This window comes from Kosakonia sp. R1.Fl (assembly GCF_023516815.1).
GTDB lineage: Bacteria > Pseudomonadota > Gammaproteobacteria > Enterobacterales > Enterobacteriaceae > Kosakonia.
Genome location: NZ_JAMGSQ010000001.1, coordinates 4,776,005 through 4,801,873, shown reverse-complemented (window position 1 = coordinate 4,801,873; position 25,869 = coordinate 4,776,005). Strand labels below are relative to the sequence as shown.

Annotated in this window: 23 protein-coding genes; 7 read left to right on the top strand and 16 right to left on the bottom strand. The window is 54.2% G+C overall.

Annotated elements, in window-relative coordinates:
* Nucleotides 1-166: 166 nt before the first annotated feature.
* Nucleotides 167-1,642, top strand: a complete 1,476-nt coding sequence (gene rhlE, locus M8Q36_RS22740) for an ATP-dependent RNA helicase RhlE (RefSeq protein ID WP_249882479.1) — start codon at nucleotides 167-169, stop codon at nucleotides 1,640-1,642.
* On the opposite strand, the gene M8Q36_RS22735 is transcribed toward rhlE, so the two are convergent.
* The 5 genes from M8Q36_RS22735 to licT all read right to left on the bottom strand — a co-directional run bounded on the left by M8Q36_RS22735 (nucleotide 1,643) and on the right by licT (nucleotide 8,375).
* Entirely contained in the window at nucleotides 1,643-2,596 is a 954-nt protein-coding gene (locus M8Q36_RS22735; protein WP_249882478.1) for an alpha/beta hydrolase, read from the bottom strand.
* A gap of 65 nt (nucleotides 2,597-2,661) precedes the next feature.
* Complete coding sequence (locus M8Q36_RS22730; RefSeq protein ID WP_249882477.1) at nucleotides 2,662-4,053, bottom strand: glycoside hydrolase family 1 protein; 1,392 nt, start codon at nucleotides 4,051-4,053, stop codon at nucleotides 2,662-2,664.
* 9 nt (nucleotides 4,054-4,062) lie between these two features.
* Complete coding sequence (locus M8Q36_RS22725) at nucleotides 4,063-5,535, bottom strand: glycoside hydrolase family 1 protein (protein WP_249882476.1); 1,473 nt, start codon at nucleotides 5,533-5,535, stop codon at nucleotides 4,063-4,065.
* 11 nt (nucleotides 5,536-5,546) lie between these two features.
* On the bottom strand, nucleotides 5,547-7,385 hold the full coding sequence (locus tag M8Q36_RS22720) for a beta-glucoside-specific PTS transporter subunit IIABC (protein ID WP_249882475.1): 1,839 nt from the start codon (nucleotides 7,383-7,385) through the stop codon (nucleotides 5,547-5,549).
* A gap of 150 nt (nucleotides 7,386-7,535) precedes the next feature.
* The gene (gene licT, locus M8Q36_RS22715; protein ID WP_249882474.1) at nucleotides 7,536-8,375 is read right to left on the bottom strand and encodes a BglG family transcription antiterminator LicT; all 840 of its coding nucleotides are present in this window, start codon (nucleotides 8,373-8,375) and stop codon (nucleotides 7,536-7,538) included.
* 331 nt (nucleotides 8,376-8,706) lie between these two features.
* Between licT and dinG the strand changes: the two genes are divergently transcribed.
* A complete protein-coding gene (gene dinG / locus M8Q36_RS22710; RefSeq protein ID WP_249882473.1) occupies nucleotides 8,707-10,860 on the top strand; it encodes an ATP-dependent DNA helicase DinG in 2,154 nt (717 codons plus the stop codon).
* A gap of 25 nt (nucleotides 10,861-10,885) precedes the next feature.
* Entirely contained in the window at nucleotides 10,886-11,848 is a 963-nt protein-coding gene (gene ybiB, locus M8Q36_RS22705) for a DNA-binding protein YbiB (RefSeq protein ID WP_249882472.1), read from the top strand.
* A gap of 113 nt (nucleotides 11,849-11,961) precedes the next feature.
* Here the strand turns inward: ybiB and ybiJ are convergent, their stop codons facing one another.
* From ybiJ to M8Q36_RS22690, 3 genes are all read right to left on the bottom strand, one after another.
* Entirely contained in the window at nucleotides 11,962-12,222 is a 261-nt protein-coding gene (gene ybiJ / locus M8Q36_RS22700; RefSeq protein ID WP_097400679.1) for a DUF1471 family protein YbiJ, read from the bottom strand.
* Between the two features lie 285 nt (nucleotides 12,223-12,507).
* Entirely contained in the window at nucleotides 12,508-12,774 is a 267-nt protein-coding gene (locus tag M8Q36_RS22695; RefSeq protein WP_020457124.1) for a DksA/TraR family C4-type zinc finger protein, read from the bottom strand.
* A gap of 98 nt (nucleotides 12,775-12,872) precedes the next feature.
* Nucleotides 12,873-13,487, bottom strand: a complete 615-nt coding sequence (locus tag M8Q36_RS22690) for a flavin reductase family protein (RefSeq protein ID WP_249882471.1) — start codon at nucleotides 13,485-13,487, stop codon at nucleotides 12,873-12,875.
* A 97-nt stretch (nucleotides 13,488-13,584) separates the two neighbouring features.
* On the opposite strand from M8Q36_RS22690, the gene rlmF reads away from it, so the two are divergent.
* Nucleotides 13,585-14,520, top strand: coding sequence for a 23S rRNA (adenine(1618)-N(6))-methyltransferase RlmF (gene rlmF / locus M8Q36_RS22685; protein ID WP_249882470.1), 936 nt, complete (start codon nucleotides 13,585-13,587; stop codon nucleotides 14,518-14,520).
* Here the strand turns inward: rlmF and ybiO are convergent.
* The 6 genes from ybiO to rhtA all read right to left on the bottom strand — a co-directional run bounded on the left by ybiO (nucleotide 14,510) and on the right by rhtA (nucleotide 21,125).
* On the bottom strand, nucleotides 14,510-16,747 hold the full coding sequence (gene ybiO / locus M8Q36_RS22680; protein ID WP_249882469.1) for a mechanosensitive channel protein: 2,238 nt from the start codon (nucleotides 16,745-16,747) through the stop codon (nucleotides 14,510-14,512). The two genes, rlmF and ybiO, sit on opposite strands and share 11 nt — an antisense overlap.
* 115 nt (nucleotides 16,748-16,862) lie before the next feature.
* Nucleotides 16,863-17,585 (bottom strand): glutamine ABC transporter ATP-binding protein GlnQ, encoded by a 723-nt coding sequence (glnQ, locus tag M8Q36_RS22675; protein WP_200551663.1) that lies wholly within the window; start codon nucleotides 17,583-17,585, stop codon nucleotides 16,863-16,865.
* The gene (gene glnP / locus M8Q36_RS22670) at nucleotides 17,582-18,241 is read right to left on the bottom strand and encodes a glutamine ABC transporter permease GlnP (protein ID WP_017456022.1); all 660 of its coding nucleotides are present in this window, start codon (nucleotides 18,239-18,241) and stop codon (nucleotides 17,582-17,584) included. The genes glnQ and glnP overlap by 4 nt, the downstream gene beginning before the upstream one ends.
* An 85-nt stretch (nucleotides 18,242-18,326) precedes the next feature.
* Nucleotides 18,327-19,073, bottom strand: coding sequence for a glutamine ABC transporter substrate-binding protein GlnH (gene glnH / locus M8Q36_RS22665; protein WP_017456023.1), 747 nt, complete (start codon nucleotides 19,071-19,073; stop codon nucleotides 18,327-18,329).
* 361 nt (nucleotides 19,074-19,434) lie between these two features.
* Complete coding sequence (dps, locus tag M8Q36_RS22660) at nucleotides 19,435-19,938, bottom strand: DNA starvation/stationary phase protection protein Dps (RefSeq protein ID WP_230352042.1); 504 nt, start codon at nucleotides 19,936-19,938, stop codon at nucleotides 19,435-19,437.
* A gap of 299 nt (nucleotides 19,939-20,237) precedes the next feature.
* The gene (gene rhtA / locus M8Q36_RS22655) at nucleotides 20,238-21,125 is read right to left on the bottom strand and encodes a threonine/homoserine exporter RhtA (RefSeq protein WP_249882468.1); all 888 of its coding nucleotides are present in this window, start codon (nucleotides 21,123-21,125) and stop codon (nucleotides 20,238-20,240) included.
* Between the two features lie 363 nt (nucleotides 21,126-21,488).
* Here rhtA and ompX point away from each other — a divergent pair, with 363 nt between their 5' ends.
* On the top strand, nucleotides 21,489-22,001 hold the full coding sequence (ompX, locus tag M8Q36_RS22650) for an outer membrane protein OmpX (RefSeq protein ID WP_020457131.1): 513 nt from the start codon (nucleotides 21,489-21,491) through the stop codon (nucleotides 21,999-22,001).
* Between the two features lie 67 nt (nucleotides 22,002-22,068).
* Here the strand turns inward: ompX and M8Q36_RS22645 are convergent, their stop codons facing one another.
* Both M8Q36_RS22645 and mntS read right to left on the bottom strand, forming a co-directional pair.
* Nucleotides 22,069-23,658 carry a phosphoethanolamine transferase gene (locus M8Q36_RS22645; protein ID WP_249882467.1) on the bottom strand — a complete coding sequence of 530 codons (1,590 nt, stop codon included), beginning with the start codon at nucleotides 23,656-23,658 and terminating at the stop codon, nucleotides 22,069-22,071.
* Nucleotides 23,659-23,939: 281 nt separating this feature from the next.
* A complete protein-coding gene (gene mntS, locus M8Q36_RS22640; RefSeq protein ID WP_045506449.1) occupies nucleotides 23,940-24,071 on the bottom strand; it encodes a manganase accumulation protein MntS in 132 nt (43 codons plus the stop codon).
* Nucleotides 24,072-24,259: 188 nt separating this feature from the next.
* Between mntS and mntR the strand changes: the two genes are divergently transcribed.
* A complete protein-coding gene (gene mntR / locus M8Q36_RS22635; protein ID WP_020457134.1) occupies nucleotides 24,260-24,730 on the top strand; it encodes a manganese-binding transcriptional regulator MntR in 471 nt (156 codons plus the stop codon).
* On the top strand, nucleotides 24,727-25,836 hold the full coding sequence (locus M8Q36_RS22630) for an anion transporter (RefSeq protein ID WP_249882466.1): 1,110 nt from the start codon (nucleotides 24,727-24,729) through the stop codon (nucleotides 25,834-25,836). The genes mntR and M8Q36_RS22630 overlap by 4 nt, the downstream gene beginning before the upstream one ends.
* Nucleotides 25,837-25,869 lie beyond the last annotated feature (33 nt).

Here is a 25,869-nt window from a genome sequence, read left to right as displayed (position 1 = left end):
GTGCGTTAATATCACGCATTCCGTACCCGGAGGGATATTTTATGCGTGTGATCACAAAAGCTGATACACTCCGCCCCTTCATGACATTGTGGTTTTTGTCATCAGCCAAATTATTATCTCCTCGAAAACTACACCTGTTCACAGGTCGGGGCGGTGTGGAGTTGTTATGTCTTTTGATGCCCTTGGCCTGAACCCGGAAATCCTGCGCGCTGTTGCCGAGCAGGGTTATCTTCAGCCGACCCCTATTCAACAGCAGGCTATCCCGGCGGTGCTGCAAGGCCGCGATCTGATGGCGAGCGCCCAGACCGGCACCGGTAAAACTGCCGGTTTTACGCTGCCGCTGTTGCAACGCCTGATTCAAAACGAGCCGCACGCCAAAGGCCGTCGCCCGATCCGGGCGCTGATCTTAACGCCAACCCGTGAGCTGGCGGCGCAGGTGGGTGAAAACGTTCAGGAGTACAGCAAATACCTGAATATCCGCTCGCTGGTGGTATTCGGCGGCGTGAGCATTAACCCGCAGATGATGAAGCTGCGCGGCGGCGTTGACATCCTGGTGGCGACACCGGGGCGCCTGCTGGATCTGGAACACCAGAACGCGCTGAAACTCGATAGCGTGGAAATTCTGGTGCTCGACGAAGCCGACCGCATGCTGGATATGGGCTTTATTCATGATATTCGCCGCGTGCTGGCAAAACTGCCGCCGAAGCGTCAGAACCTGCTGTTCTCCGCGACCTTCTCTGATGAGATCAAACAGCTGGCGGAAAAGCTGCTGCGTAATCCGCTGGAAATCGAAGTGGCGCGCCGTAACACCGCATCTGAGCAGGTGACGCAGCATGTGCATTTCGTCGATAAAAAACGCAAACGGGAACTGCTGTCGCAGATGATTGGCGAGGGCAACTGGCAGCAGGTGCTGGTCTTCACCCGTACGAAACACGGCGCTAACCACCTGGCGGAGCAGCTTAATAAAGACGGCATCACCAGCGCGGCGATCCACGGCAATAAGAGCCAGGGGGCGCGTACGCGTGCGCTGGCAGATTTCAAATCTGGCGACATTCGTGTGCTGGTGGCGACCGACATCGCGGCGCGTGGGCTCGACATTGAAGAGTTGCCGCATGTGGTGAACTACGAACTGCCGAACGTGCCGGAAGATTACGTGCACCGTATTGGCCGTACCGGCCGGGCAGCGGCGACCGGCGAAGCGCTGTCGCTGGTCTGCGTTGACGAACATAAATTGCTGCGCGATATCGAACGCCTGCTGAAAAAAGAGATCCCGCGCATTGCGCTGGCAGGCTATGAGCCGGATCCGTCGATCAAAGCCGAGCCGATTCAGAATGGTCGCGGCCAGGGCGGCGGTCGTCAGGGCAGTGGACGCGGGCAGGGCGGCGGTGGCCGTGGTCAGTCTGCGCCGCGCCGCAGTGAAGGCGAAGGACAAAAACCGCGCTCCCCGCGCCGCGCCGAAGGTGGCGCTGCGAAGCAGGAGGGTGGACGCCGTGCTGAAGGCGGTGCGAAGCCGACCGGTGGTCGTCGTCTGGATGGCGGAGCCGCTAAACCGGCAGGTGGACGCCGTCTTGATGGCGGTGCGGCGCCGGCGGGCAACCCGTCTCGCCGTCGTCGCCCGCGTAAGCCTTCTGCCGCCGAGTAATTAGCGGTTAAAACGCGCCAGCCAGTTCTGGCGCGTCTCTCTGGCCCGCTGTGCGATGCTCGCCTGCGGGTCGGAATTAAAACCGTGATACGCCCCCGGCCAGACATTCAGCTCCACCTCGACTCCCGCACGTATTAACCGCTGCGCGTACGCCATATCTTCATCAAGAAACAGATCCAGCGTGCCAACGCCTATCCAGGTCGGCGGTAGCCCTGCCAGGTCATCGGCGCGCGCCGGAGCGGCATATGGCGATACATCAACGCTTCCGGGTTCACAGCCAAGCAGCGCACGCCAGCCAAACGCATTGTTTTCCCGCGTCCAGATAAATTCGCCCGTCACCGGATTTCGCGCCGTCTCGACCACCGTACGATCATCAAGCATCGGGAACATCAGGTTCTGAAACGCCAGTTGCGGCCCTTTGCGATCGCGCGCCAGCAGCGCCAGAGCGGCGGCAACCCCCGCGCCTGCGCTGTCGCCCATCAGGCCGATATTGTTGGCATCGATGCCTAATTGCGCCGCGTTTTCCGCCATCCACACCAGCGCGGCATAGCCGTCATTAAGCGAACCGGGAAAGCGGTGCTCCGGCGACAAGCGGTAATCGACAGAGACGACAACGCAGTCATGGCGCGCGGCTGTCGGGCGGGTGAGCGACAAAGATTGTTCGGGGCTGCCAAACAGATGACCGCCGCCGTGCAGATGCAAAATCCCCATCCGGTTGGTGCGACGTGTCGTTGGGGCGATCACGCGTACACGCACGGCGGGTTCACCGTGGGCACCCGCAATGTGCTGTTCGTACATCGCCAGTGAAAGCCCATCATCAAGATGCATGGCCTGCAGCGCGGCTTGCTGGCGCTGCTCGCGTAGGGCGGGAAGGGCGTCGGCGTTCAGCGTGGAAGGTGTCCAGGATTGCAGGGCGGGGCGAAGCTCGGGGTCAACCAGATGCCATGTACTCATGCGTAAACCTTTATCGTCAACAGGCCAAAATAAGAGAAGCGCCGCAGCGCTTCCCGGTTTTAACCTTACAGCACTTCGCCATTGCTGGCGATAACCTGTTGATACCAGGCAAAACTCTTCTTCTTACTGCGCGTGAGTGTACCGCAGCCGTCGTTGTCCTTGTCGACATAGATAAAGCCGTAGCGTTTTTTCATCTCACCCGTCCCGGCGCTGACAATGTCGATTGGCCCCCACCACGTGTAGCCCATGATGTCGCAGCCATCGTCAATCGCTTGCGCCATGGCTTCGATATGGCGACGACCATAATCGATGCGGGCGTCATCGTTAATCTGCCCGCTGGCGTCCGGTTCATCCACGCCGCCATAACCGTTTTCAACAACGAACAGTGGCTTACGGTAGCGATCCGCCAGCTCGTTACAAACGATGCGAAAACCTTGCGGGTCAATCGGCCAGCCCCATTCGGTTTTCTCCAGATACGGGTTGTCCAGCCCGGCCGTGCCGCCGGTATCAATGCGGAACTGGCCGCCTGCCTGGTGCAGCACGCTGCGGTAGTAGCTAAAGCCGAGGTAGTCTGAAGGGTACTCTGCCAGCAGTTGCAGATCGCCATCGGCTATCTCCAGCTTGACGCCCAGCTCGCGGAACAGACGCGGCGCATACGCCGGGTATTGCCCGAGCATCATCACATCGGAGAAGAACAGCGAACGGCGGCGTAACTGCATGGTCGAGAAAATGTCTTGCGGGTTGCTGGTTGCCGGGTAGACGGTGCTCAGCGACAACATGCAGCCGATTTTCGCCTCAGGGATAATCTCGTGGCACAACTTGTTGGCCAGCGCGTTAGCGACAAACTGGTGATGATTGGCCTGCCAGATCGCCTGCGCACCGGCATCGGCATCCACCGCGCCGGTGGCGAACGGCATGCGGTTCATGTTGTTCAGCTCGTTGAAGGTCATCCAGTATTTGACCTTGCCTTTGTAGCGGCGAAATACCGTTTCGCAGTAGCGGCTAAAAAAGTCAATCAACTGGCGGTTTTTCCAGCCGCCATACTCCTGATACAGCGCGAGCGGCGTTTCGTAGTGCGAGAGGGTGATAACCGGCTCAATGCCATACTTTCGCAGCTCATCGAACAGCGAATCATAAAATGCTAAACCGGCTTCGTTAGGCGTGGTTTCATCGCCGCGCGGGAAAATGCGCGACCAGGCAATCGAGGTGCGAAAACATTTAAAACCCATTTCGGCGAACAGCGCCACGTCCTCTTTGTAGCGGTGATAAAAGTCCACCGCGTCGTGGCTGGCATAGTAAAGGTTGGGGTCAATCACCGCATCGTGTTTGCCGGAGGCGATACCGCCGCGTACCACATCGGCGATGGACGGCCCTTTGCCGTCTTCATTCCACGCCCCTTCCGCCTGGTTGGCGGCAATCGCGCCGCCCCATAAGAAATCTTTTGGAAAAACAGACATATTCACTCCTTAATCGGCTAAGTCTTCGCCGTTCGAGGCGATCAGTTTTTTATACCAGTGGTAACTTTTCTTCAGCGAACGCGCCTGCGTGCCGTTGCCCATATCGTCCTGGTCGACATAGATAAAGCCGTAGCGTTTGGAGATTTGCGCCGTGCCCGCGCTGACCACATCAATGGGTCCCCACCAGGTATAACCGAAGAGATCCACACCATCGGCGATGGCCTCTTTCATCTGCTCAACGTGCTGGCGCAGATAATCGATGCGGTAAACGTCATCAATGGAACCATCCGGGTTAACGGTGTCCACCGCGCCAAGGCCGTTTTCGGCAATAAACAGCGGCTTCTGGTAACGGTCATAGAGCTGATTGAGCGCCAGGCGCAGCCCTTTCGGATCGATTTGCCAGCCCCACTGGCTGGTGGGCAGATACGGGTTGCGAATGCCGCCGGTGACCAGGTTGCCTTCTGTGCCTTCCAGCGTTTCCGGGTGTGCGCTGACGGTGCTCGACATGTAGTAACTAAAGGAGACGAAATCGACCGGGTGCTGGCGCAGGATCTCATCATCGCCGACCACTTTTTGCAGCGTCACGCCTTTTTCGGCCAGCATGCGGTCGGTGTAGGCAGGGTAATAACCGTGCGCCTGCACATCGCTGAAGAACAGCGACACGCGCTGCATCTCTTCGCACGCCTGCAAATCATCCGGATGGCAGGTATGCGGGTAGAGCATCTGGTAGCTGATCATGCAGCCGACCTGCGAGCCGGGAATGATGTTGTGGCAGGCTTTGGTCGCAAGGGCACTGGCGACAAACTGGTGATGTGCGCCCTGGTATTTATCCTGCTCCAGATGCAGGTTGTCCTCTTCGATCACCCCCACGCTGACATACGGGTGATGTTTCACGCAGTTGATCTCGTTAAAGGTCATCCAGTACTTCACTTTCTTGCGATAGCGGGTGAATACCGTGGTGGCAAAACGCACATAGAAATCCACCAGCTGGCGGTTCGGCCAGCCGCCGTAATCGGTCACCAGCGCCAGCGGCATTTCATAGTGCGAGAGTGACACAATCGGCTCTATGCCGTGCGCCAGCAGCGTGTCGAACACTTCATCGTAAAATTTCAGCCCCGCTTCGTTGGGCGTGGTTTCATCGCCGCGCGGGAAGATGCGCGTCCAGGCAATCGACATGCGGAAGCATTTGAAACCCATGCCAGCGAACAGCGCAATATCCTCTTTAAAACGGTGGTAAAAGTCGTTGCCCTTGCGCTTCGGATAATACTTTTTGCTGTGCGGATCCTGCGCTTCCCGTATCTGCGCGTGCGTCATGCCCAGCCACTGATCGAGCCAGCGCTCACGCGGCGTGTTGCTATCAAAAGTGTAAACATCCGAGACGGAAAGCCCTTTGCCGCCTACATTCCACGCGCCTTCCAGTTGGTTAGCAGCGGTTGCGCCACCCCATAAAAACCCTTCCGGAAATGCTTTCGAAAATGCCATGCCTCTGCTCCTTACGCCGCGCTTGCGGTCAGTGTGAGAAATGCGTCCCGGCTGGCGACATCGCCATTGGCTTTTACCGGGCTGATATCGCCGTATTGTTCGCTATTAGTGACCACCACAATCACGCTGGGATCGATGCCTGCGGCCTGCAATGCCGCCAGATCGAAGCTCACCAGCAAATCACCGACTTCCACGTTTTGCCCGGCAGCAATATGGCTGGTGAAGTGTTTGCCGCCGAGTTTCACCGTATCGATACCGATATGGATCAGGATCTCCGCCCCGGTATCGCTTTGCAGCGCCAGCGCGTGATGGGTTTCAAACAGGGATTCCACCGTGCCGTTGACCGGAGAACGCAGCTCGCCGCTGGTGGGATAGATGGCGATCCCTTTACCGAAAATTTCATCAGCAAACACCGGGTCGCTTAAGCTATTAAGCGGTTTCAGTTCGCCGCTGACCGGCGCGAAGAGTTTCTCTTCGCTGCGCGCAACCGGCATCGGGCTAACGCCTGCCACCACGGTTTCTTCAAAACCAAGCACCACGGTGACAACCGCCGCACAGACAAAAGAGATAGCGATGCTGACCAGCGCCCACATAAACGTCGGGCCAACCAGCGCCGGCAGACCGGGCAAACCGCTTAGCGCAAAGGCATAAGTTTTGACGCCCATCGCCATCGCGAATCCGCCGCCGCAGGCACCACCAATAAGCGCGGCGGCAAACGGGCGTTTGTAGCGAATGTTGATGCCGTACATCGCCGGTTCGGTAATACCCATCACGGCGCTGAAACTGGTACTTAACGCCAGTGATTTCAGCTTTTTATCGCGGGCGCGCAGGAACACGCCAAATGCCGCGCCCGCCTGGCCGAGGTTGGCCACATAGAAAAGAATTTTGAACGGGTCGAAGCCCATGGTGCTGATGTTGTTGATCATGATAGGCACCAGCACGTAGTGCATACCGGTGATGATGATCATCGACAGCGTGCCGCCAACCACCACGCCTGCTACGATCCCGGCGTTTTCCACCAGCCAGATAATGCCGCTGGAGAGCGCGTTTCCGGCGAAAATCCCCAGCGGGCCGATGGCAATCAAGGTGATGGGCGTGACAATAACCAGGCTTAACAACGGCACAAACATGGTTTTCAGCACGCCAGGCATCATGCGATCTATTAGCTTTTCCACCCGGCTAAGCAGCCAGACGGCGAGCAGGATCGGGATCACCGTGGAGGCGTAGTTCACGGTTGGCACCGGCAGGCTCATAAAATGGACTGGCGCGCCAGATTTAAATAGTGTCTGAATCGCCGGGTGGAAGAGGGCGGCAGCCAGCGCAACCGCCACGTAAGGGTTCGCGCCAAATTTACTCGCCGCGCTGAAGGCCAGCGCCAGCGGCATGAAGTAGAACACGCCATCGCTGATGGCGAGCAGGATTTGGTATGTCTGATTGCTGGTTTCCAGCCAGTGCATTGCCACCATCAGTGCCAGCACACCTTTCAGAATACCGGCCCCGGCAATCGCCGGAATGATCGGTGAAAAGATACTGGATAACCCCTCCAGCACCACCGACACCGGGTTGCGGCGTTTTCCAGATTGCGCTGCGCTGGTGGCGGAAACCCCCGGTAATTTCGCCAGCAAGGCATCGCACAGCGGTGCGACATCGTTGCCGATGATGAGTTGATATTGATCGCCGGAAATGTTTACGCCAATCACACCATCCAGCGCTTCCAGCGCGGCACGATCGGCTTTGTCGTTATCTTTCAGTAAGAAACGCAAACGGGTGATGCAGTGAAACAGTGACAGAATATTGCCCTTGCCGCCGATCCTGTTGATTATCTGCTGCGCGGTATCCTGATAGTTCATGGTCATTCCTCCAGACTGACACCTGCGTGGCAGGTGCCATAACAATTACCGGTACTCACCGGCGCTTTGTTCTTCTGGGGTTTGCCTGATTTAACAGTAACAAGCCTGGAAAGAATTCATACTTCGGGTCGCAGGCGCGACGTTGTTACCTTACGACTCTATCCGCTGTACCACATTTTCGATATGCACGGTCAGGTAAAGTTTTTCCGAATTGCTCATCGTGTGGTGATAATTTTTGCCAACAAATTCGTTAATCGCGTCAACGCATTTCAGGGTGGTTTGATAACGACGCTGCACCATAGCGAATAACTCTTCGTCGTCATTATTTAACACCACACCATCAATCACCCGTTGGGCGAAAAATTTTAAATGGGTAATGAAACGCTGATAATTCAGACTGTGCTCGTCGAGCGGCAGGGTGAAAAAGTATTTAACGATATTCTGTAACTGATAAATAAGCCGTGTAATTTTTGTGGTTTTACCCATCGTATCGTTCAGCCCAGCATTCACAATATGCAGCGCAATACTACAGGCTTCGCTGTCGGGTAATAATGTGCCAGTACGCGCGACAATCATGCCAAGCGCCTGGCGGCCAATGGCATACTCTTCGGTATAAAAATGGCGCACTTCCCACTCTAACGGATTAGGCAAAACTTCATTTTTTTCCGTGCGTTGTAGCGCAAAGTGCAGGTGATCGGCCAGCGTAACGTACAGGCCTTCACTTAATTTATGCGCAAGCGCAGATCGTGCCAGCGCGACAATATCGGCGGTGAGTTGCACTATTTCCATCGGCACTTCACTGACCAGATCTTTAAAACGTGCGGAGACTTGGGAGTCCTGCAGATGGAATATTTTTTCGATGGCTTGCGCATCGACGCGGGCACCGCTTTGGGTATTAAACCCTAAGCCGCGCCCGGTCAGAATAACCTCAAGGCCATGCTCATCAATGGCGCTGACAACGTTATTATTTAATATTTGTTTGACCAGCATCGCCAACTCCTGCAAACAAAAACGGGCAAAACGTAAATACAGCAGCGAGCGGATGTCGCCCTCATTCTCTGCATTTAGGTTTTGCCCGATATTCGGTAACAAGCGTAATGCAGGTAAAAACTAGCATTGCCTGAATAAATGATCAACGCGGCCTGAACGGCAATGGTGAATGGATCTGTCAATTTGTGATCGGCGTTGTGAAAAATATCCTGTATCAGAATGATGACGCACAGGATATACGGGCGCGCTTCCGGCATGGCAAAAAGGGTTACCCTACGGGCGCTAAAAATGCCACAATAGTGGCTGTTTATACAGTATTTCAGGTTTCCTCATGGCTCTTACCGCCGCGCTAAAAGCGCAGATCGCCGCCTGGTATAAGGCGTTGCAACAACAGATCCCGGACTTTATTCCCCGCGCGCCGCAGCGGCAGATGATTGCTGACGTGGCGAAAACGCTGGCGGGGGATGAAGGGCGTCATCTGGCGATTGAAGCGCCAACCGGCGTGGGGAAAACGCTCTCTTACTTAATTCCGGGCATCGCCATCGCGCGTGAAGAGCAAAAAACGCTGGTGGTCAGCACCGCGAACGTAGCGTTGCAGGATCAGATCTTCAGTAAAGATCTGCCGCTACTGCGCAAAATCATCCCGGATTTACGCTTTACCGCCGCGTTTGGCCGTGGGCGCTATGTTTGCCCGCGCAACCTGGCGGCGCTGGCAAGCAGCGAGCCGAACCAGCAGGATCTGCTGGCGTTTCTGGACGATGAACTGACGCCGGGTAACCAGGAAGAGCAAAAACGTTGCGCGGCGCTGAAAGCGGATCTCGACAGCTACAAGTGGGATGGCCTGCGCGATCACACTGACAAGGCGATTAGCGATGATTTGTGGCGACGGCTCAGCACCGATAAAGCCAGCTGCCTGAACCGTAATTGCCACTACTACCGCGAATGCCCCTTTTTTGTCGCACGCCGCGAAATCCAGGAAGCGGAAGTGGTGGTCGCCAACCACGCGCTGGTGATGGCGGCGATGGAGAGCGAAGCGGTGCTACCGGAGCCCAAAAACCTGCTGCTGGTGCTCGATGAAGGCCACCATTTGCCGGACGTGGCGCGCGACGCGCTGGAGATGACGGCGGAAATCACCGCCCCCTGGTATCAGCTTCAGCTCGATCTGTTCACCAAACTGGTGGCGACCTGCCTTGAGCAATTTCGCCCGAAAACGCTGCCGCCGCTGGCGACACCGGAGCGGCTCAACGCCCATTGTGAGGAGCTTTACGCGCTCATCGCGTCGCTTAACCACATTCTCAACCTTTATCTTCCGGCGGGTCAGGAAGCGGAATATCGCTTTGCGATGGGGGAGCTGCCCGATGAAGTGATGGAGATTTGCCAGCGGCTGGCAAAACTGACGGAGATGCTGCGCGGGCTTGCAGAACTGTTCCTGAATGATTTAAGCGAGAAGACGGGCAGCCACGATATTGTGCGTTTGCACCGGATTATTTTGCAGATGAACCGCGCACTGGGCATGTTCGAAAGCCAGAGCAAACTCTGGCGGCTGGCCTCTATGGCGCAGGCGTCCGGTGCGCCGGTGACTAAATGGGCGACTCGCGAGGCGCGTGACGGGCAGTTGCATCTGCTGTTCCACTGCGTGGGGATCCGCGTGAGCGATCAGCTGGAAAAGCTGCTCTGGCGCAGCGTACCGCACATTGTGGTGACCTCGGCGACGTTACGTTCGCTGAACAGTTTTAATCGTCTGCAGGAGATGAGTGGTTTAAAAGAGAAAGCCGGGGATCGCTTTGTCACGCTTGATTCGCCGTTCAACCATGTTGAGCAGGGAAAAATTGTTATTCCGCAGATGCGCTACGAGCCGCTGATGGAAAACGAAGAGCAGCACATTGCGGAAATGGCGACCTGGTTTCGCGAACAGGTTGAGAGTAAAGCGCATCCCGGGATGCTGGTGCTGTTCGCCAGCCAGCGCGCGATGCAGCTGTTTTTAACCTATGTTGCGGACTTGCGTTTATTGCTGTTGGTGCAGGGCGATCAGCCGCGCTATCGGCTGGTGGAGCTGCACCGCAAACGTATTGATAACGGCGAGCGCAGCGTGCTGGTGGGGTTGCAGTCATTCGCCGAAGGGTTGGATCTCAAAGGTGATTACCTGACGCAGGTTCACATCCATAAAATTGCCTTTCCGCCTATCGACAGCCCGGTGGTGATCACCGAAGGCGAGTGGCTGAAAAGCCTGAATCGCTATCCTTTTGAAGTGCAGAGTCTGCCCAGCGCATCGTTTAACCTTATTCAGCAAGTGGGGCGGCTTATTCGTAGCCACAGTTGTCGTGGCGAAGTGGTGATTTACGATAAACGGTTGCTGACCAAAAACTACGGTAAACGGCTGCTCGACGCGCTACCTGTGTTTCCTATTTCACAACCGGCAATGCCGGACGTTATAGTGAAGAAACCTGTGAAAAAAGCAGAACAGAAGCGTCGCAAACGCCGTTAACGATGTGAGCCCGCAAGGAGTCGCTATGGATTACCGCAAAATTATTAAAGAAATTGGTCGTGGGAAAAACCACGCCCGCGATCTGGATTTCAATACCGCTCGTGGTCTGTACTCACAGATGCTGAAGGGGGAAGTGCCGGATCTGGAGATGGGCGGCATTTTGATTGCCCTGCGTATCAAAGGGGAAGGGGAAGCGGAAATGCTCGGCTTTTACGAGGCGATGCAGCAGCACACTCTGAAACTGACGCCGCCGGTCGCGAAGCCGATGCCGATTGTGATCCCCAGCTATAACGGCGCGCGCAAGCAGGCGAACCTGACGCCACTGCTGGCCATTTTGCTCAACAAACTCGGTTTTCCGGTTGTGGTTCATGGCGTTACTGAAGATCCAACGCGCGTGGTGACGGAGAGCATTTTCAAACTGCTGGGAATTGATGCCACGCTGCACGCAGGCCAGGCGCAGGCGAAGCTGGAGGGGCATCACCCGGTCTATATTCCTGTGAGTGCGCTCTGCCCACCGCTGGAAAAACAGCTGGCGATGCGCTGGCGGATGGGCGTGCGCAACAGTGCGCACACGCTGGCGAAGCTGGCAACGCCGTTTGAAAAAGATGCTGCGCTGCGTTTATCCAGCGTTTCGCACCCGGAGTACATCTCACGGGTGGGGAAATTCTTTGCCGATATTGGCGGACGCGCCCTGCTAATGCATGGCACGGAAGGGGAAGTTTATGCCAACCCGCAACGGTGTCCGCAAATCAACCTGATTGATGCGCAGGGCGAACGCGTGCTTTATGCCCGTGATGATGCGGTAGCGCCGGTAAGTGACGGTGCTGCTAAAGATGCGGAAAGCACTGCGCGCTGGACAGAACGCTGCCTCGCGGGAAGCGAAGCGGTGCCGGAGTCGCTCAAAATTCAGATCGCCTGCAGTCTGGTGGCGACGGGTGAAGTGGCGACGCTGGAAGAGGGGCTGGCGCGGGTTGCGCAAAACTTCTGATAAAAAAAGCCCGTCACATTTCTGGACGGGCAAAACAGGGTAACAACAGGGTTAATGAGGGTGGAGCACCCAGGCAGAGGGTTAATTTGCCGGGGGTAAAACGCGTGTTTCGGTTATTTGTAGATAACCGCGGTGCCGCTCAGTTTGTTATTGCCTGTCGCGGACGTGATGCTGTAGCCCGTTGCGCCAGCGGCTTGTGCTTTCTCGGCCAGTTTGGCTTCCAGCCCGTCCAGCGTGGTCGCGCCTTCAGCGGAAACAACACCGATTTTATTCAGATTCTCTGCCTGGGCAGCGGTGACTGATTGTGCCGCGAAAGCACCGAAAGAGAGGGTAGACAGCGCGATAGCAGCAACAGCATATTTGATGGTTTTCATAATTAATTACTCGCAGGTTATTCTGTATAGGTGACAATGTTCCGTCGATGTGATGAGTATCACGGTTTTTGGCGGGAGATAAAATCGAAGAGAATTGACGGCCTTGTTCTAAAAAATTGAATAAAGGCTAATTTATTGAATTTAAATATATTTAAGGATAAAAATAACGCAATTTGCCGCCGCTCGGGCTGGCACCCATTTTTGCGGCACATTTTGCTACGTTCAGGGTGGGGTTTTGTGGATGTAAAGGCAACCGCTTGCGCTGGTTACAGACGTCAGGAAAGGTCAACGTAGCTGGCTATCTTTCGATCCTCTGCGATTATATCCTGAAAATGTAGAGTTATGTAAATCTTTCTCCTGTTGGCAGGTAATGCATAAGCGTACGCCGGGAATCGCCTTACGCCGTGCTTCCGGGATCGGTTCTCCGCACTCTTCGCAAACCTTTAAACTTTCGCCGGATGGTAAACCGCTGCGCGCACGCGCGACGGCATCGTCAATGGTGCTGTCGATTTGCTGCTGCACTGCGCCATCATTTGCCCAACCTGAAGCCATAATGTGTTCTCCTGAGCCAAAACCATCATTATAGCAAACTGCCCGGCGGCGCTGATGTCGGGCCGGGCGAACGGTAAAATCGTTGCCCGGCGAAGAGGCTAGCGGTTATCCGGGCGCGTCAAATCGAAACGCTGCGCTTCGCTAATGCCGTAGTAGGCTGAAGGGCCACCCGCACGCAGCACCGGCTCTGCTTTTGCCGTCTGGTAGATACCGTTTTCCAGCAACGTCTCATCAATATGCACGGCAACCACTTCACCGAGCACCAGCCAGCTATCAACCGGCGTCCCGTCGGCGGCGGTCAGTTGAATACACTGCGAGAGGCGGCATTCGAAGTTGACCGGGCTTTCCGCCACGCGTGGCGTTTTGATGACCCGGCTGGCTGCGGGCGTCAGACCCGCACGGGCAAACTCATCTTCGCCGTGTGGTAACGAAGCGGACGTTTCATTCATGGGTACGGCCAGCGCGCGTGTTGTCAGATTCCAGACGAATTCTTTGGTTTCGCTAATATTGCGCACGCTGTCTTTCCAGCCGCTGCTGGCGAAGCCGATAATCGGTGGGCGATAATTAAAGCAGTTAAAAAAACTATATGGGGCGAGATTCCGTCGACCCTGCCCATCCAGCGAGGCGATCCAGCCGATGGGGCGCGGGCCAATAATGGCATTCAGGGGATCATGGGGTAGACCATGACCTTTTGCAGGTTCATAAAAATACATAGCGCTTTCCGGTCGTTAAAAACAGATTCTTCAGCCTCACTTATTTACCCGACCATCGTCAACGGGTATCTTACGCCGCTGCTAACAGGAGAATGCCATGAATGCCCAGAAGCCGGGACTGCACCCGCGTAACCGCCATCACAGCCGCTATGATCTCGACGCGCTGTGCGCCGTGAACCCGTCACTGCGCGCGTTTCTTACCACGAATCCGAATGGTGAGACGACCATCAATTTTGCCGAGCCGCAGGCAGTTAAAGCCCTGAACAAAGCGCTGCTGGCGCAATTTTATGGCGTGCGCGAGTGGGATATCCCGGACGGTTTTCTCTGCCCGCCAGTACCGGGGCGTGCGGATTACGTTCACCATCTGGCGGATGTGCTGGCGGAAAGCAACGACGGTAAGGTGCCGACGCAGGCCAGCGTGCTGGATATCGGCACTGGCGCAAACTGTATTTACCCGCTGATTGGTGCGCATGAATACGGCTGGCGTTTTACCGGTAGCGAAGTTAACGATCAGGCCTTTGCCAGCGCACAGGCGATCATCAGCGCCAACCCTGGGTTGAGCCGTGCGGTACGATTGCGTCGCCAGAAAGATCCGGCATCTGTTCTCACCGGCATTATTCATAAAAATGAGCAGTACGATGCGGTGCTCTGCAACCCGCCGTTTCACGACTCCGCGCAAAGCGCGCAGGCCGGCAGCGAGCGCAAGCGTCGCAATCTGGGCCAGTCGGTTAACGATGCGGCCAACTTTGGCGGTCAGCAGCAGGAGTTGTGGTGCGAAGGCGGCGAAGTGGCTTTTATCAGCAAGATGATTGCTGAAAGCCAACAGTTTGCGCGCCAGGTGTTGTGGTTTACCTCGCTGGTGTCTCGCGGCGATAATCTGCCCGAGCTGTATCGCGTGTTGACCCAGGTTGGCGCAGTGAAAGTGATGAAAAAAGAGATGGCACAAGGCCAGAAGCAGAGCCGTTTTATCGCCTGGACGTTTCTCGATGAGGCCCAGCGTAAACGCTGGGCGCAGACGCGTTTTAAAGGGTAGGTTCTGCCGGCGGTGGCGGGCTGGCGGGTGAAGCTGGCGGTGCTGCGCTTTCCGGCGCCGGTAACATCTGGTATGTCTGCACCGGCGGGCGCACGCCTGCACGGTCGAAATGCTTTTTCACCATCGTGTCGAGGGCAAAACGCACCGTCCACTGTTTTAGCGGCAGGGTAGTGCAGGTGACGCGAAGCGTGAAGGCCGTGTTGGTCAGCCCAACCAGCCCGGCAAACGATGGTTCGCCAATAATCAAGCCGCGGATCTCCTCCTGCTCCATCAGTTCCGCCACAGCATCTTTTAACGCCTGATTCGCTTTATCGGTATCCTCCTGGCGATTCACGTCATAATTCGCCACCACGGAGCCAATGCCGCGCACAAAGTTGGCGAAAGTGGTGATCGATGACCACGGAATGATGTGGTACGCGCCGGTATCCTGACGTACGCCAACGGAGCGAATCGACATTCGCTCCACGGTGCCGGTTAGCGGGCCGATAGTGACCAAATCCCCGGTGTTCATGCCGTTTTCAAACTGGATAAAAATGCCGGTGATAATATCTTTCACCAGTGTTTGCGAACCAAATGAGATAGCCAGCCCGAGCGCCCCGGCCCCGGCCAGCAATGGCGCGATATTCACGCCAATTTCCGACAGCACAATCATCACCGTTATGGTACTGATCACCACTGCCAGCGCATTGCGAAACAGCGTCAGCAACGTGCGGGTGCGCGCGCTTGGCAGCGGGCGGCCGTGAATATCCGACGCCAGCCGGTTTTCAATAATACTGGCAAGCAGGGTCCAGCCAACGGCGGAGAAGAAGAGGATCAAGGCAATACGGATCAGGATATCGACGGTTTTCTCGCCCGCACCGTAATTCAGCCAGTGCCAGACATCAAACAGCCCCCAGGCGTTCAGCAGCAGCATGATCGTTGCGCAAACCACCAGGATCCGTGCGGCTTTTAACGACGCGGAGAGCCAGCCATTGAGTCGCTTTTGCAGTTCGGGATAGTTGCGCTGTACCTGTGGCGACAGGGTGATGGTCTTATTCAACCAGCGCGACAATACGCCAGAAAGAAACGCAGCAATGCTCAGGATCGCCAGGCTATTGACCGTGGCACCCATCATGAATTTCAGGCTGTTGCCGGGATCGAACAGCGAAAAGAAGAACAACACAATAAAGTAAGCGCTGGCGAGCCAGTGCCAGATCAACGCAAAAGCGCGGATAAACAAGCTAAAAAAGGCCAGCGAGTGATCCGCCAGCACAATCAAGTTGTGCTGAATTTGCCGCTTATTATGAAAAATAAGGTACAGCGCCCATACGGTAATGCAGAGCATGATCACCACATTCGCCAGTGCGCCAAACTGCACGTTGACCTGGTTGGAAATAATCGGTACGGCAACCAGCAAACCGTAACCAATCAGGCTGCTCAGCGCACTCAGGCGCAGATGCCAGTAGCGGGCTGTTTCGTCGGTAATACGAAATGGACGCAGATCAGCAATATGAGGGCAGAAAACCAGCCGCAAAATTGCTTTAAAAAACTCAATCAGCGCAAAGGCATTCAGAAACAGGCTTTGTTGAAAGGCAATGGTACTGTTGCCTGCGTTAAGGTTCGTGCTAAGCAACTGACCGACAAATATTGTTAACGCCAGCAGCATCAGGTCGATAATAAACGCGCCGATAATCATTGAGGGCAGTTGCAACCAGTTACTGCGGTCGCGGTTTTTACGCCGTCCCCAGGCGCCCATTTTGCGATACAGCGGCGATACCGCTAAGCGAACAAGAAACCAGAAAGCAAAAACCAGCGCGGCCAATAGCAGGAAATGACTGGCGGCATTGCTGAAGGTCTGCGGGTTAAAGGCTTTGTGGGGCGAACCGGTGATATTGCGATACAGCTGAGCAAAACGCGATGCCAGCGCATTGCCATAATGTTCGCTGACCTCGGTCACGTTTTCCAGCACCGTTTTTTGCTCTTTCGCCTCCGGCGGAGTGATCACCGGTACCGGTTCTTGCGGTGGTGTGGCGGCAACTTTCCGCAGCTGATCAATCAGTTCCTTGCGTGACTCATCGTTTTCCAGCACGTCCGCAAGCGCGGCATAAGCGGCCTTTTTCTGCTCGACATTGGGCTCACTCGTTTGCGTCGAAGGCGCAGGCGTGGTTGCCGCAGAGGTAATGCCGGGTATCGTCGCCGCCTGTAACGGCGCGCACCACAACCCAATCAATAGCAGGATCCACGGCATGTGCTCCTCCGGTGAGAAAGTCCAGCAAAATGATAAGTATAGATGCCGTACCGCGGCCGCGATGAATTGAGAAGAATCTGGGGGAGTGCCCCTCCGCAAGGAGGGGCGGGGTAAATCAGGAGACGTGTTGCAGGAATTCCTGCAGGCGCTGGCTTGGCGGATTTTCGATCAGCTGCTGAGGGTTGCCATCTTCGGCAATGCGGCCTTTATCGATGAAAATCAGGCGTGAGGCCACTTTCTCGGCGAAGCCGATTTCGTGGGTCACGATCACCATAGTCATGCCTTCTTCGGCCAGGTCTTGCATTACTTTCAGCACTTCATGGCGCAGCTCCGGGTCGAGTGCAGAAGTTGGCTCATCAAACAGCATCATTTTCGGTTTGACTGCCAGCGCGCGGGCAATCGCCACACGCTGCTGCTGACCACCGGAAAGCTCAGACGGATAATGGTGACCTCGCTCGGCGAGACCGACTTTCGCCAGCAGATCTTTCGCCAGTTTTTCTGCGTCTTCTTTCTTTGCGCCGCGTACACGAAGCGGGCCAAACATGACGTTTTCCAGCGCGGTCAGGTGCGGGAACAGATAAAACTGCTGGAACACCATGCCCGCTTCCTGGCGGATCAGGCGCTCGTCCACTTTTGGATCGTTAACTTTCAGACCGTCGACAATCAGATCGCCGCTGGTGATCTCTTCCAGTTTGTTAATGCAGCGCAGCAGCGTCGATTTCCCGGAGCCCGACGGCCCGATAATCACCACCACTTCACCCTGAGTAATGTTCAGATCGATATTGTGCAGCACCTGGGTTTGACCGAAGTGCTTGGAAACGTTTTTAAATTCAATCACAGGATTTTCATCCTTTTTTCAAGACGGCGGAGCACGATGTTCAGCGCCTGGGTAATGATCAGATAAATCACCCCGACGGCGGTCCAGATTTCCAGCGCACGGAAGTTACCGGCAATGATTTCCTGGCCCTGACGGGTTAATTCGGCTGCGCCGATAACAATAAACAGCGACGTATCTTTGATGCTGATGATCAACTGGTTGCCCAGCGGCGGCAACATACGACGCAGCGCCAGCGGCATGATCACATGGCGGATAGTTTCAACGCGGGAAAGCCCCAGCGCCTGGCCCGCTTCGCTGAACCCTTTATGGATGGACAGCACGGAGCCGCGGGTGATTTCGGCGATATACGCCCCGGAGTTGATCATGATGGTGATCACCGCGGCGCTGAAGGTGTCGATACGAATATCGGGGAAGGCCATTGGCAAGGCGAAGTAAATGTACATCACCTGAACGACGATTGGCGTACCGCGAATAACTTCGATGAAAACCAGTGCGATGTGGTTAGAAATCCAGCCGCCATAGGTACGGGCTAAACCGGCCAGCAGGCCGATAACGATACCGCCAGCCAGACCCAGGATCGAGATCCATAAGGTCATTTTAGCCCCGTCAAGCAAAAGCGGAATGGCGGGCCAGATGGCGCTCCAGTCAAACTGCATGATGTGTTCCTGTATACCGTGGTTTTAACAAAAAGCATCGGAGGCGAAAGCCGCCTCCGAGGTGTAACGCTTTATTTTTTAATAATTATTTAGGTTCGGTGCCGAACCATTTTTTGTAGATTTCGTTGTACGTGCCGTTGTCGTGCAGCGTTTTCAGCGCACCGTTCACTTTCTCGCGCAGTTCATCGCTGCCTTTCGGGAAGGCGATACCGTACTGCTGCGCTTCCAGAGAGTCGCCGACAGCTTTGAACTTGCCGTTGCCAGCAGTTTTGATGAAGTACAGGATGTTCGGCGTGTCGTGCAGTACTGCGTCAGCGCGGCCAGTGCCCAGTTCCATATACGCGTTATCGATGTTCGGGAACTGACGCAGGTCTTTGGTTTTGATGTTCGCTTTTGCGTAGTCAACGGAACCGGTGCCGCTCTTCACTGCCAGCACTTTACCATCGAGGTCTTTCACGCTTTTCACGTCGTTGTTGTTGGCTTTCACCATCACCAGCAGGCCGCTTTTGTAGTAGCCGTCAGAGAAATCGATGGCTTTTTTACGTTCTTCCGTAATGGTGATACCCGCCAGCGCCAGATCGATATTTTTGGTTTGCAGCGCAGGGATGATGCCGCTGAAGTCCATCGGCTTCAGTTCGTAATCCAGTTTCAGTTCTTTGGCGATTGCTGCCCACAGATCCACGTCGAAACCAACATATTGGTTACCTTGTTTGAATTCGAAAGGAACGAACGCAGTGTCGGTAGCGACAACCAGTTTTTTATCAGCAGCCTGAGAAGAAACAGCAAAAGCGAGAGCGAGTGCAGCCAGGGAAAATTTCAATACAGACTTCATAGTTTTTCCTTTTGTATCCGGGGAACGAACCCCTGCGAGAATGAACGCAGTATGAAAAAATCATGCCAGGTTTACAACCTATTGTTTTGTAAAGGCGAACCTTTAACCGGTTGCACAATAAGTGTAGCAACAATAGCCGCATGCACCATTTTGAGTCACTATTTTGGTGCATTCTGGCGGCATGGCCTGTTTTGCTTTTTTTTAGCGCAGTTCGTGGGGTAAAAACAATCACTTATTAACAATTTTGTGATGGGATAATTACGAAGTGGTAACTTTACGTGCGAGAAGGGGAGAAAATTCGCACTGTAATAGTGCAAAACCCTGCGCGGGATGCGCAGGGCATATAGGCAAAACTTATGGATTACTCAATGTTGGACTCAATGAACCACAAGAATTGATCAAGGTCGCGGGAAGCGGCGGTAAAGATATCAGCGGTATCTTCGTCTTTCGCTTCGCCAATCGCTTTACGTACATCGTTGGCGACCACTGCGTAACGATCGGCCAGTTCTTTGAGGTGATCCTGCACGCTATGAATATCCAGCGGATAGCTTTTCAGCGCGGTTTTGCTGTTAATCACCTGCGTGGTGCCCAGTGCGACACCGCCCAGCTGTACGGCGCGTTCTGCCATGGTATCAAGGTGGGTTACCAGCGCAGTACGGAAGCCATCCAGCATTTCATGTACGGCAATGAAGTTAGCACCGCGCATATTCCAGTGAGCCTGTTTAGTGATCAGAGACAGGTCAATGAACTGGATCACCTGGCGATTCAGCAGCTCGATGGTCGCTTTTTTATCGCTATCCGATACATCGTTGCGGGTATAAAGCAGATTAGACGCTTTCGTTTTAACCAGTTTAGCGGTACTCATAATCTCATATCCTCTTGATGTTTGTGTCCCAGGAAATTACCGAAACTAAGTATAGCACCAGATTTTTGCTGCCAGTCTTGGCTGTACCTATCAGTTCGATAGCGAATATAAAATATAGGAAAGGATTTCAGGATGACGCAACTAATCAAATGAAATGTAAGATAATTCTAATAAATTATTATTTCTAAAATGCGAATGATTCTATTTAATGCAGGATGCTGGAAAAAGTAAGAAATAATGTCTGCGGTGGGGGCGTGGATATTTGGCATAAGAAACATCTCATGCCAAATAATAGTTATTTAGCCAATATCGATTTTTTTGACTGTCGCTTCCCGACGCAGCGTGAGTGTCGAGCCCATCGACGCGATAATAATCGCCGCCAACGCCAGCGCTTGCTGGAAGGTGAGCGTTTCACCGAGGAAGATCATGCCGGAAATTGCCGCCATCGCCGGTTCCATACTCATCAATGTGCCGAATGTGCGAGTCGGTAAGCGCGTCAGGGCGATCATTTCCAGCGAGTAAGGCAGGGCGGTGGATAAAATCGCCACGGCGATCCCCAGCGGCAGAACAGACCAGTGCCACAGCACTTCGCCCGCCTGGAACGCGCCAAGCGGCACAAAAACTACCGCCGCAATTAATGAACCCAGCGCTACTGTTGCCGGGCCATGCTCTTCCCCGGCGCGCTGCCCGGAAAGGATATAGACTGCCCAGCAAGCGCCAGCACCAAGGGCAAACGCCGCGCCAGTGAGATCAACATGAGAGACATTTTCGCCTAGCGGCAGCAGATACCAGAGGCCAAGTACCGCGAGGATCACCCAGATGAAATCCACCGGGCGGCGTGAGGCGAAAAGCGCCACCGCCAGCGGGCCGGTAAATTCCAGCGCCACCGCAACGCCGAGCGGTATCGTCTGGATCGATAAATAGAACATATAGTTCATGGCGCCGAGCGACAGGCCGTAAAACAGCAGCGGCAGGCGTTGTTCACGGGTAAAACGTAAACGCCATGGCTTAAACACCACGACCAAAATAATCGTGCCAAGTGCGAGACGCAGCGCGGTGACGCCGGGTGCGCCAACAATCGGAAACAGTGATTTCGCCAGCGACGCGCCTCCCTGAATGGACATCATCGCGACAAGCAATATTAATACCGGCAACCACACCGGCAATTTACGAGACTGCGCAGGCATCCTTTCTCCCGTCAATTTCTGTCAAATAAAGTAAAAGAGGCAGTCTACTTGAATTACCCCCGGCTGGTTGAGCGTTTGTTGAAAAAAAGTAACTGAAAAATCCGTAGAATAGCGCCACTCTGATGGTTAATTAACCTATCTAATTAAGAATTATCTGGATGAATGTGCCATTAAATGCGCAGCATAATGGTGCGTTATGTGGGGAAACTGCTTTTTTTTGAAAGGGTTGGTCAGTGATGGAAACTTTCTGTTACATCAAATGGCACCTTAGACCCCAATTCCCGCAAAGAGTTTCTTAACTAATTTTGATATATTTAAATGCGTAGGACGTAGGATTTACTTGAAGCACATTTGAGGTGGATTATGAAAAAAATTGCATGTCTTTCAGCACTGGCCGCACTTCTGGCGGTTTCTGCAGGTTCCGCAGTAGCAGCTACTTCAACCGTAACTGGCGGTTACGCTCAGAGCGACGCTCAGGGTATTGCTAACAAAACTAACGGTTTCAACCTGAAATATCGCTACGAGCAGGACAACAACCCGCTGGGTGTTATCGGTTCCTTTACTTACACTGAAAAAGATCGCACCGAAAGCAGCGTTTATAACAAAGCGCAGTACTACGGCATCACCGCAGGTCCGGCTTACCGCATCAACGACTGGGCGAGCATCTACGGTGTTGTGGGTGTAGGTTACGGTAAATTCCAGCAGACTGTAGACACCGCTAAAGTGTCTGACACCAGCGACTACGGTTTCTCTTACGGCGCTGGTCTGCAGTTCAACCCGATGGAAAACGTTGCTCTGGACTTCTCCTACGAGCAGAGCCGTATTCGTAACGTAGACGTTGGCACCTGGATTGCCGGCGTTGGTTACCGCTTCTAATCGCTTCGGCGATAATAAAAAATCCGCCCACTGGGCGGATTTTTTTATCTGCAATTTACTTCAGAAATTACCGCTTACTACGCGTATCGAAGAGATCCGTGCCGAGATGGTTGTAGTCAACTTTCTGTAACTTAAAGTTGGTAATGTACGCTGGCCCGGCTTTTTGCTCGGACATAAAACGGTAAGGATTTTTAATCTGCTCTGCGCTAATCCCGGTCCACTGCGAAAAGAAGCTCAAAAAGTCGTTCGCTGAACGGCGCGCTTTAATCACCCGATGTTTAGTATCGTCGCTGGAAAGCACCATAAACGGCACCTGGAAGTCCTGTTGAAAAGTATCGGCATGCGCCAGGTACTGCACGTCTTTTCCGCGTTCTTTAATCGCCAGCCCGTGATCCGAGAAGTAAACCATCGAGAAACTTTCGCCGGTATTAACCAGCTGTGAATACATTTTCCCGAGGAAATCATCGGTCTGCGTGATGGAATAGAGGTAGCAGGAGGTCTCTTTTGACTGCACAAACTCATTATATTTGCCGCCGGTGCGATCGCAGGCCTGCGGGTGCGAGCCCATCAAATGCAGCACAATCAGCTGCGGCTGGGTACGTTTTGTGCTAAGGACCTGATTGGTGAGTTTTAACAGATCCTCGTCGCGGGTGTTTTTATCTGCTTCGAAGTCACCACGTTTCAAAAACTGCACTTCATCGGCACGCTTAGCGATACTGGCGATGGCCGTGTCGTATTCGCCAATCTGTCCCTGATTAGAAAACCACCACGTCTGGAAACCGGCACGGTTAGCCAGCGTGACAAAATTATCCTGATACTGCGGTTGGTCTTCCACCACGCGGTTTAACGTCAGCCCAAGGGATTTTTGTGTTGAACCGCTTGCGGAAATGTAATCCGTAAACAGCGTGCCGTTTACCTGGCTGGCAAACGGAGTGTTATTCCAGTGGCCGCCAAAGGCGCCCAGCGCGTCACGACGTGCACTTTCGCCAATAACCACCACGTAAGTATGGTATTTCGGTTTCACCGCCAGCACAGTCCAGGTGTCTTTCACACTGGCGAGCGCGGCCATATTTTTCTGTTCTTCTTTAACAACATAGTAGTTAAACGCCACATCGCGCACGAAACGCAGCACCGGAACACCGGTATCAATGATTCTGAATTCGTAACCTTTGAAATGGTTTTGCACCGGGCCAATAAAATAAGACGCGATGCACACAATCGTGCCCAGCGTGTCCCATTTCAGCCATGGCGTGGAACGCACGATAATCCGACGGCGCAGCGAAATAACGCCCAGCGCAAAAATGAATACGCCGATAGCGTAGTGATACCACGGGAAGATAGTCAGAATTTCCGTCGACTCTTCCATATTGGTCGACAGCAGCGCCAGCAACGTGTTGAAGTTCGGCGCGCCGTATGCCCGGCCAAAAGGGAAATAACAGGCGGCAACCAGCGAGATAATCCCGAGAACGGTTTTTTGCGCGCGAGGCGCATGACGCCAGAGGATCAGCAGCGCGCAGGTTAAAAGCACCGCATACATCACGCTAAATTCATAACCCAGAGCGAAGTTAATCAACATCGATTGTAAAAAGTAGAAACCCGTCCACGGGTTGAGCGTCTGGCTGCGAAAGGCAACGGATTCTTTAAGGATTAAGCTCATAGATTACTGTCATGAAAACGCCATGTGCTCACCCTGGCGTTAAGGGTCAAAACCTGCCGGACAGTGCGTGTGAAGAGGGGAGGGGGTCCGCATCTGCGAGCCGCAATTTGTGCAGGGCAGCGCAAAGATAGAGCGAGGCGTGTCGAAGGTCAACAGGGGCTAAGCGGTTGTTTTGAGAGAATGATTGCAAATCCAGCAAAAATACGCTGATTTTTAGACGAATCGATCAGTATGACGGGGGATTGTGACAGAAAAATGAAGCGGCGTACCGCGACGCCGCATTAGTGAGAAGGTTTGTCGGAGTCCTGCTGAGGTTTGCCGGTAATGATATCGGACAACATATTCAGCAGCATTAAACGGACTTTAAAGGGAGAGTGGCTAAACACGCGCATACACCTCTTGAACTCATTCATCGTTACCTCCTGCCATTTTCATGCCCTTCGTTCCATGAAGGGTGAACGCATTACATACAGATATAGCACAGGCTATGTTCTATAGCTATGGCTAAGACGTTAATTTTTTGTGCTGATTCACGGATGGTTTACAATGGCGCTTCTCTTATATGATGCTGCACAGGTGTCACACCTTCAGAGGAAGCACAATGAACCGTCGCGCAGGTAAGCAAACAATAAAAAAAGTGACGCTGGTAAATGTAGAAGAGCACGTTGAAGGCTTTCGTCAGGTGCGCGAAGCACATCGTCGCGAACTGATTGATGACTATGTTGAACTGATTTCGGATTTGATCCGCGAAGTAGGCGAAGCCCGCCAGGTGGATATGGCCGCCCGCCTTGGCGTTTCACAACCGACGGTTGCGAAAATGTTAAAAAGACTGGCAACGGTGGGCTTGATTGAACAGATTCCCTGGCGCGGCGTTTTTTTGACTGCGGAAGGTGAGAGGCTGGCGCAGGAGAGCCGCGAGCGTCACCAAATCGTGGAAAGCTTCTTATTGGTACTGGGTGTCAGTCCTGAAATCGCGCGACGCGACGCCGAAGGTATGGAACATCACGTCAGCGAGGAAACGCTGGAGTGTTTCCGTCGCTTCACCCTGCAACATGAGCAACCTCCTGAATGAGTATGCCGTTCTTCCGCGCCCTGGCGCGCGACCGTTTCCTGCATCTGTTACTGCTTATTGGTTTTGCATTGTGCTTTTTTGCCCCGTTTGCGCCGAAAACCTGGCCTGGAGCGATCGACTGGCACACCATTATTACCCTCAGCGGCCTGATGCTGCTGACCAAAGGGGTTGAGCTGAGCGGTTATTTTGATGTGATTGGGCGGCGTATGGTGCGTCGTTTTCACCATCAGCGTCGGCTGGCGATGTTTATGGTGCTGGCTGCAGCGCTCCTCTCCACCTTTCTCACCAATGATGTGGCGCTGTTTATTGTGGTACCGCTGACCATCACGCTGAAGAAACTGTGCGAAATCCCGGTTAACCGGCTGATCATTTTTGAAGCGCTGGCGGTCAATGCCGGATCGTTATTAACGCCTATCGGAAACCCACAAAACATTCTTATCTGGGGACGCTCTGGCCTCTCTTTCCCGGCTTTCATCTGGCAGATGGCGCCGCTGGCGCTGGCAATGATGGTTACGCTCTTGGTGTTGTGCTGGTTCTGTTTTCCGAAAAAGGCGCTTAACTACCATAGCGGCGTACAAACGCCGGACTGGCAACCCCGTCTGGTGTGGAGCTGCCTCGGCTTCTACTTAATCTTTATTACCGCGCTGGAGTTGAAACAGGAGTTGTGGGGGCTGGCAATTGTCGCCATCGGGTTCTTGCTACTGGCGCGGCGGGTAGTGCTGAGTGTGGACTGGACGCTGCTGCTGGTGTTTATCGCCATGTTTATTGATGTCCACCTGCTTATTCAGTTGCCTGCGCTGCACGCGGTGCTGAACAGCGCCAGCCAGTTGTCACCTCCAGGGTTGTGGTTGACAGCCATTGGTCTGTCGCAATTTATCAGTAATGTGCCCGCGACCATTTTGCTGCTCAATTATGTGCCGCCGGATACGCTGCTGGCATGGGCGGTGAACGTTGGCGGCTTTGGTTTGCTGCCCGGTTCGCTGGCCAATCTTATCGCGCTGCGTATGGCAAACGATCGCCGCATCTGGTGGCGCTTTCATCTTTATTCCATGCCGATGCTGCTGTGGGCGGCGCTGGTAGGATACGGATTACTCTTATTCAGATAGTGCTGATTTGTCAGTTTATCCTGGCAAATGTAT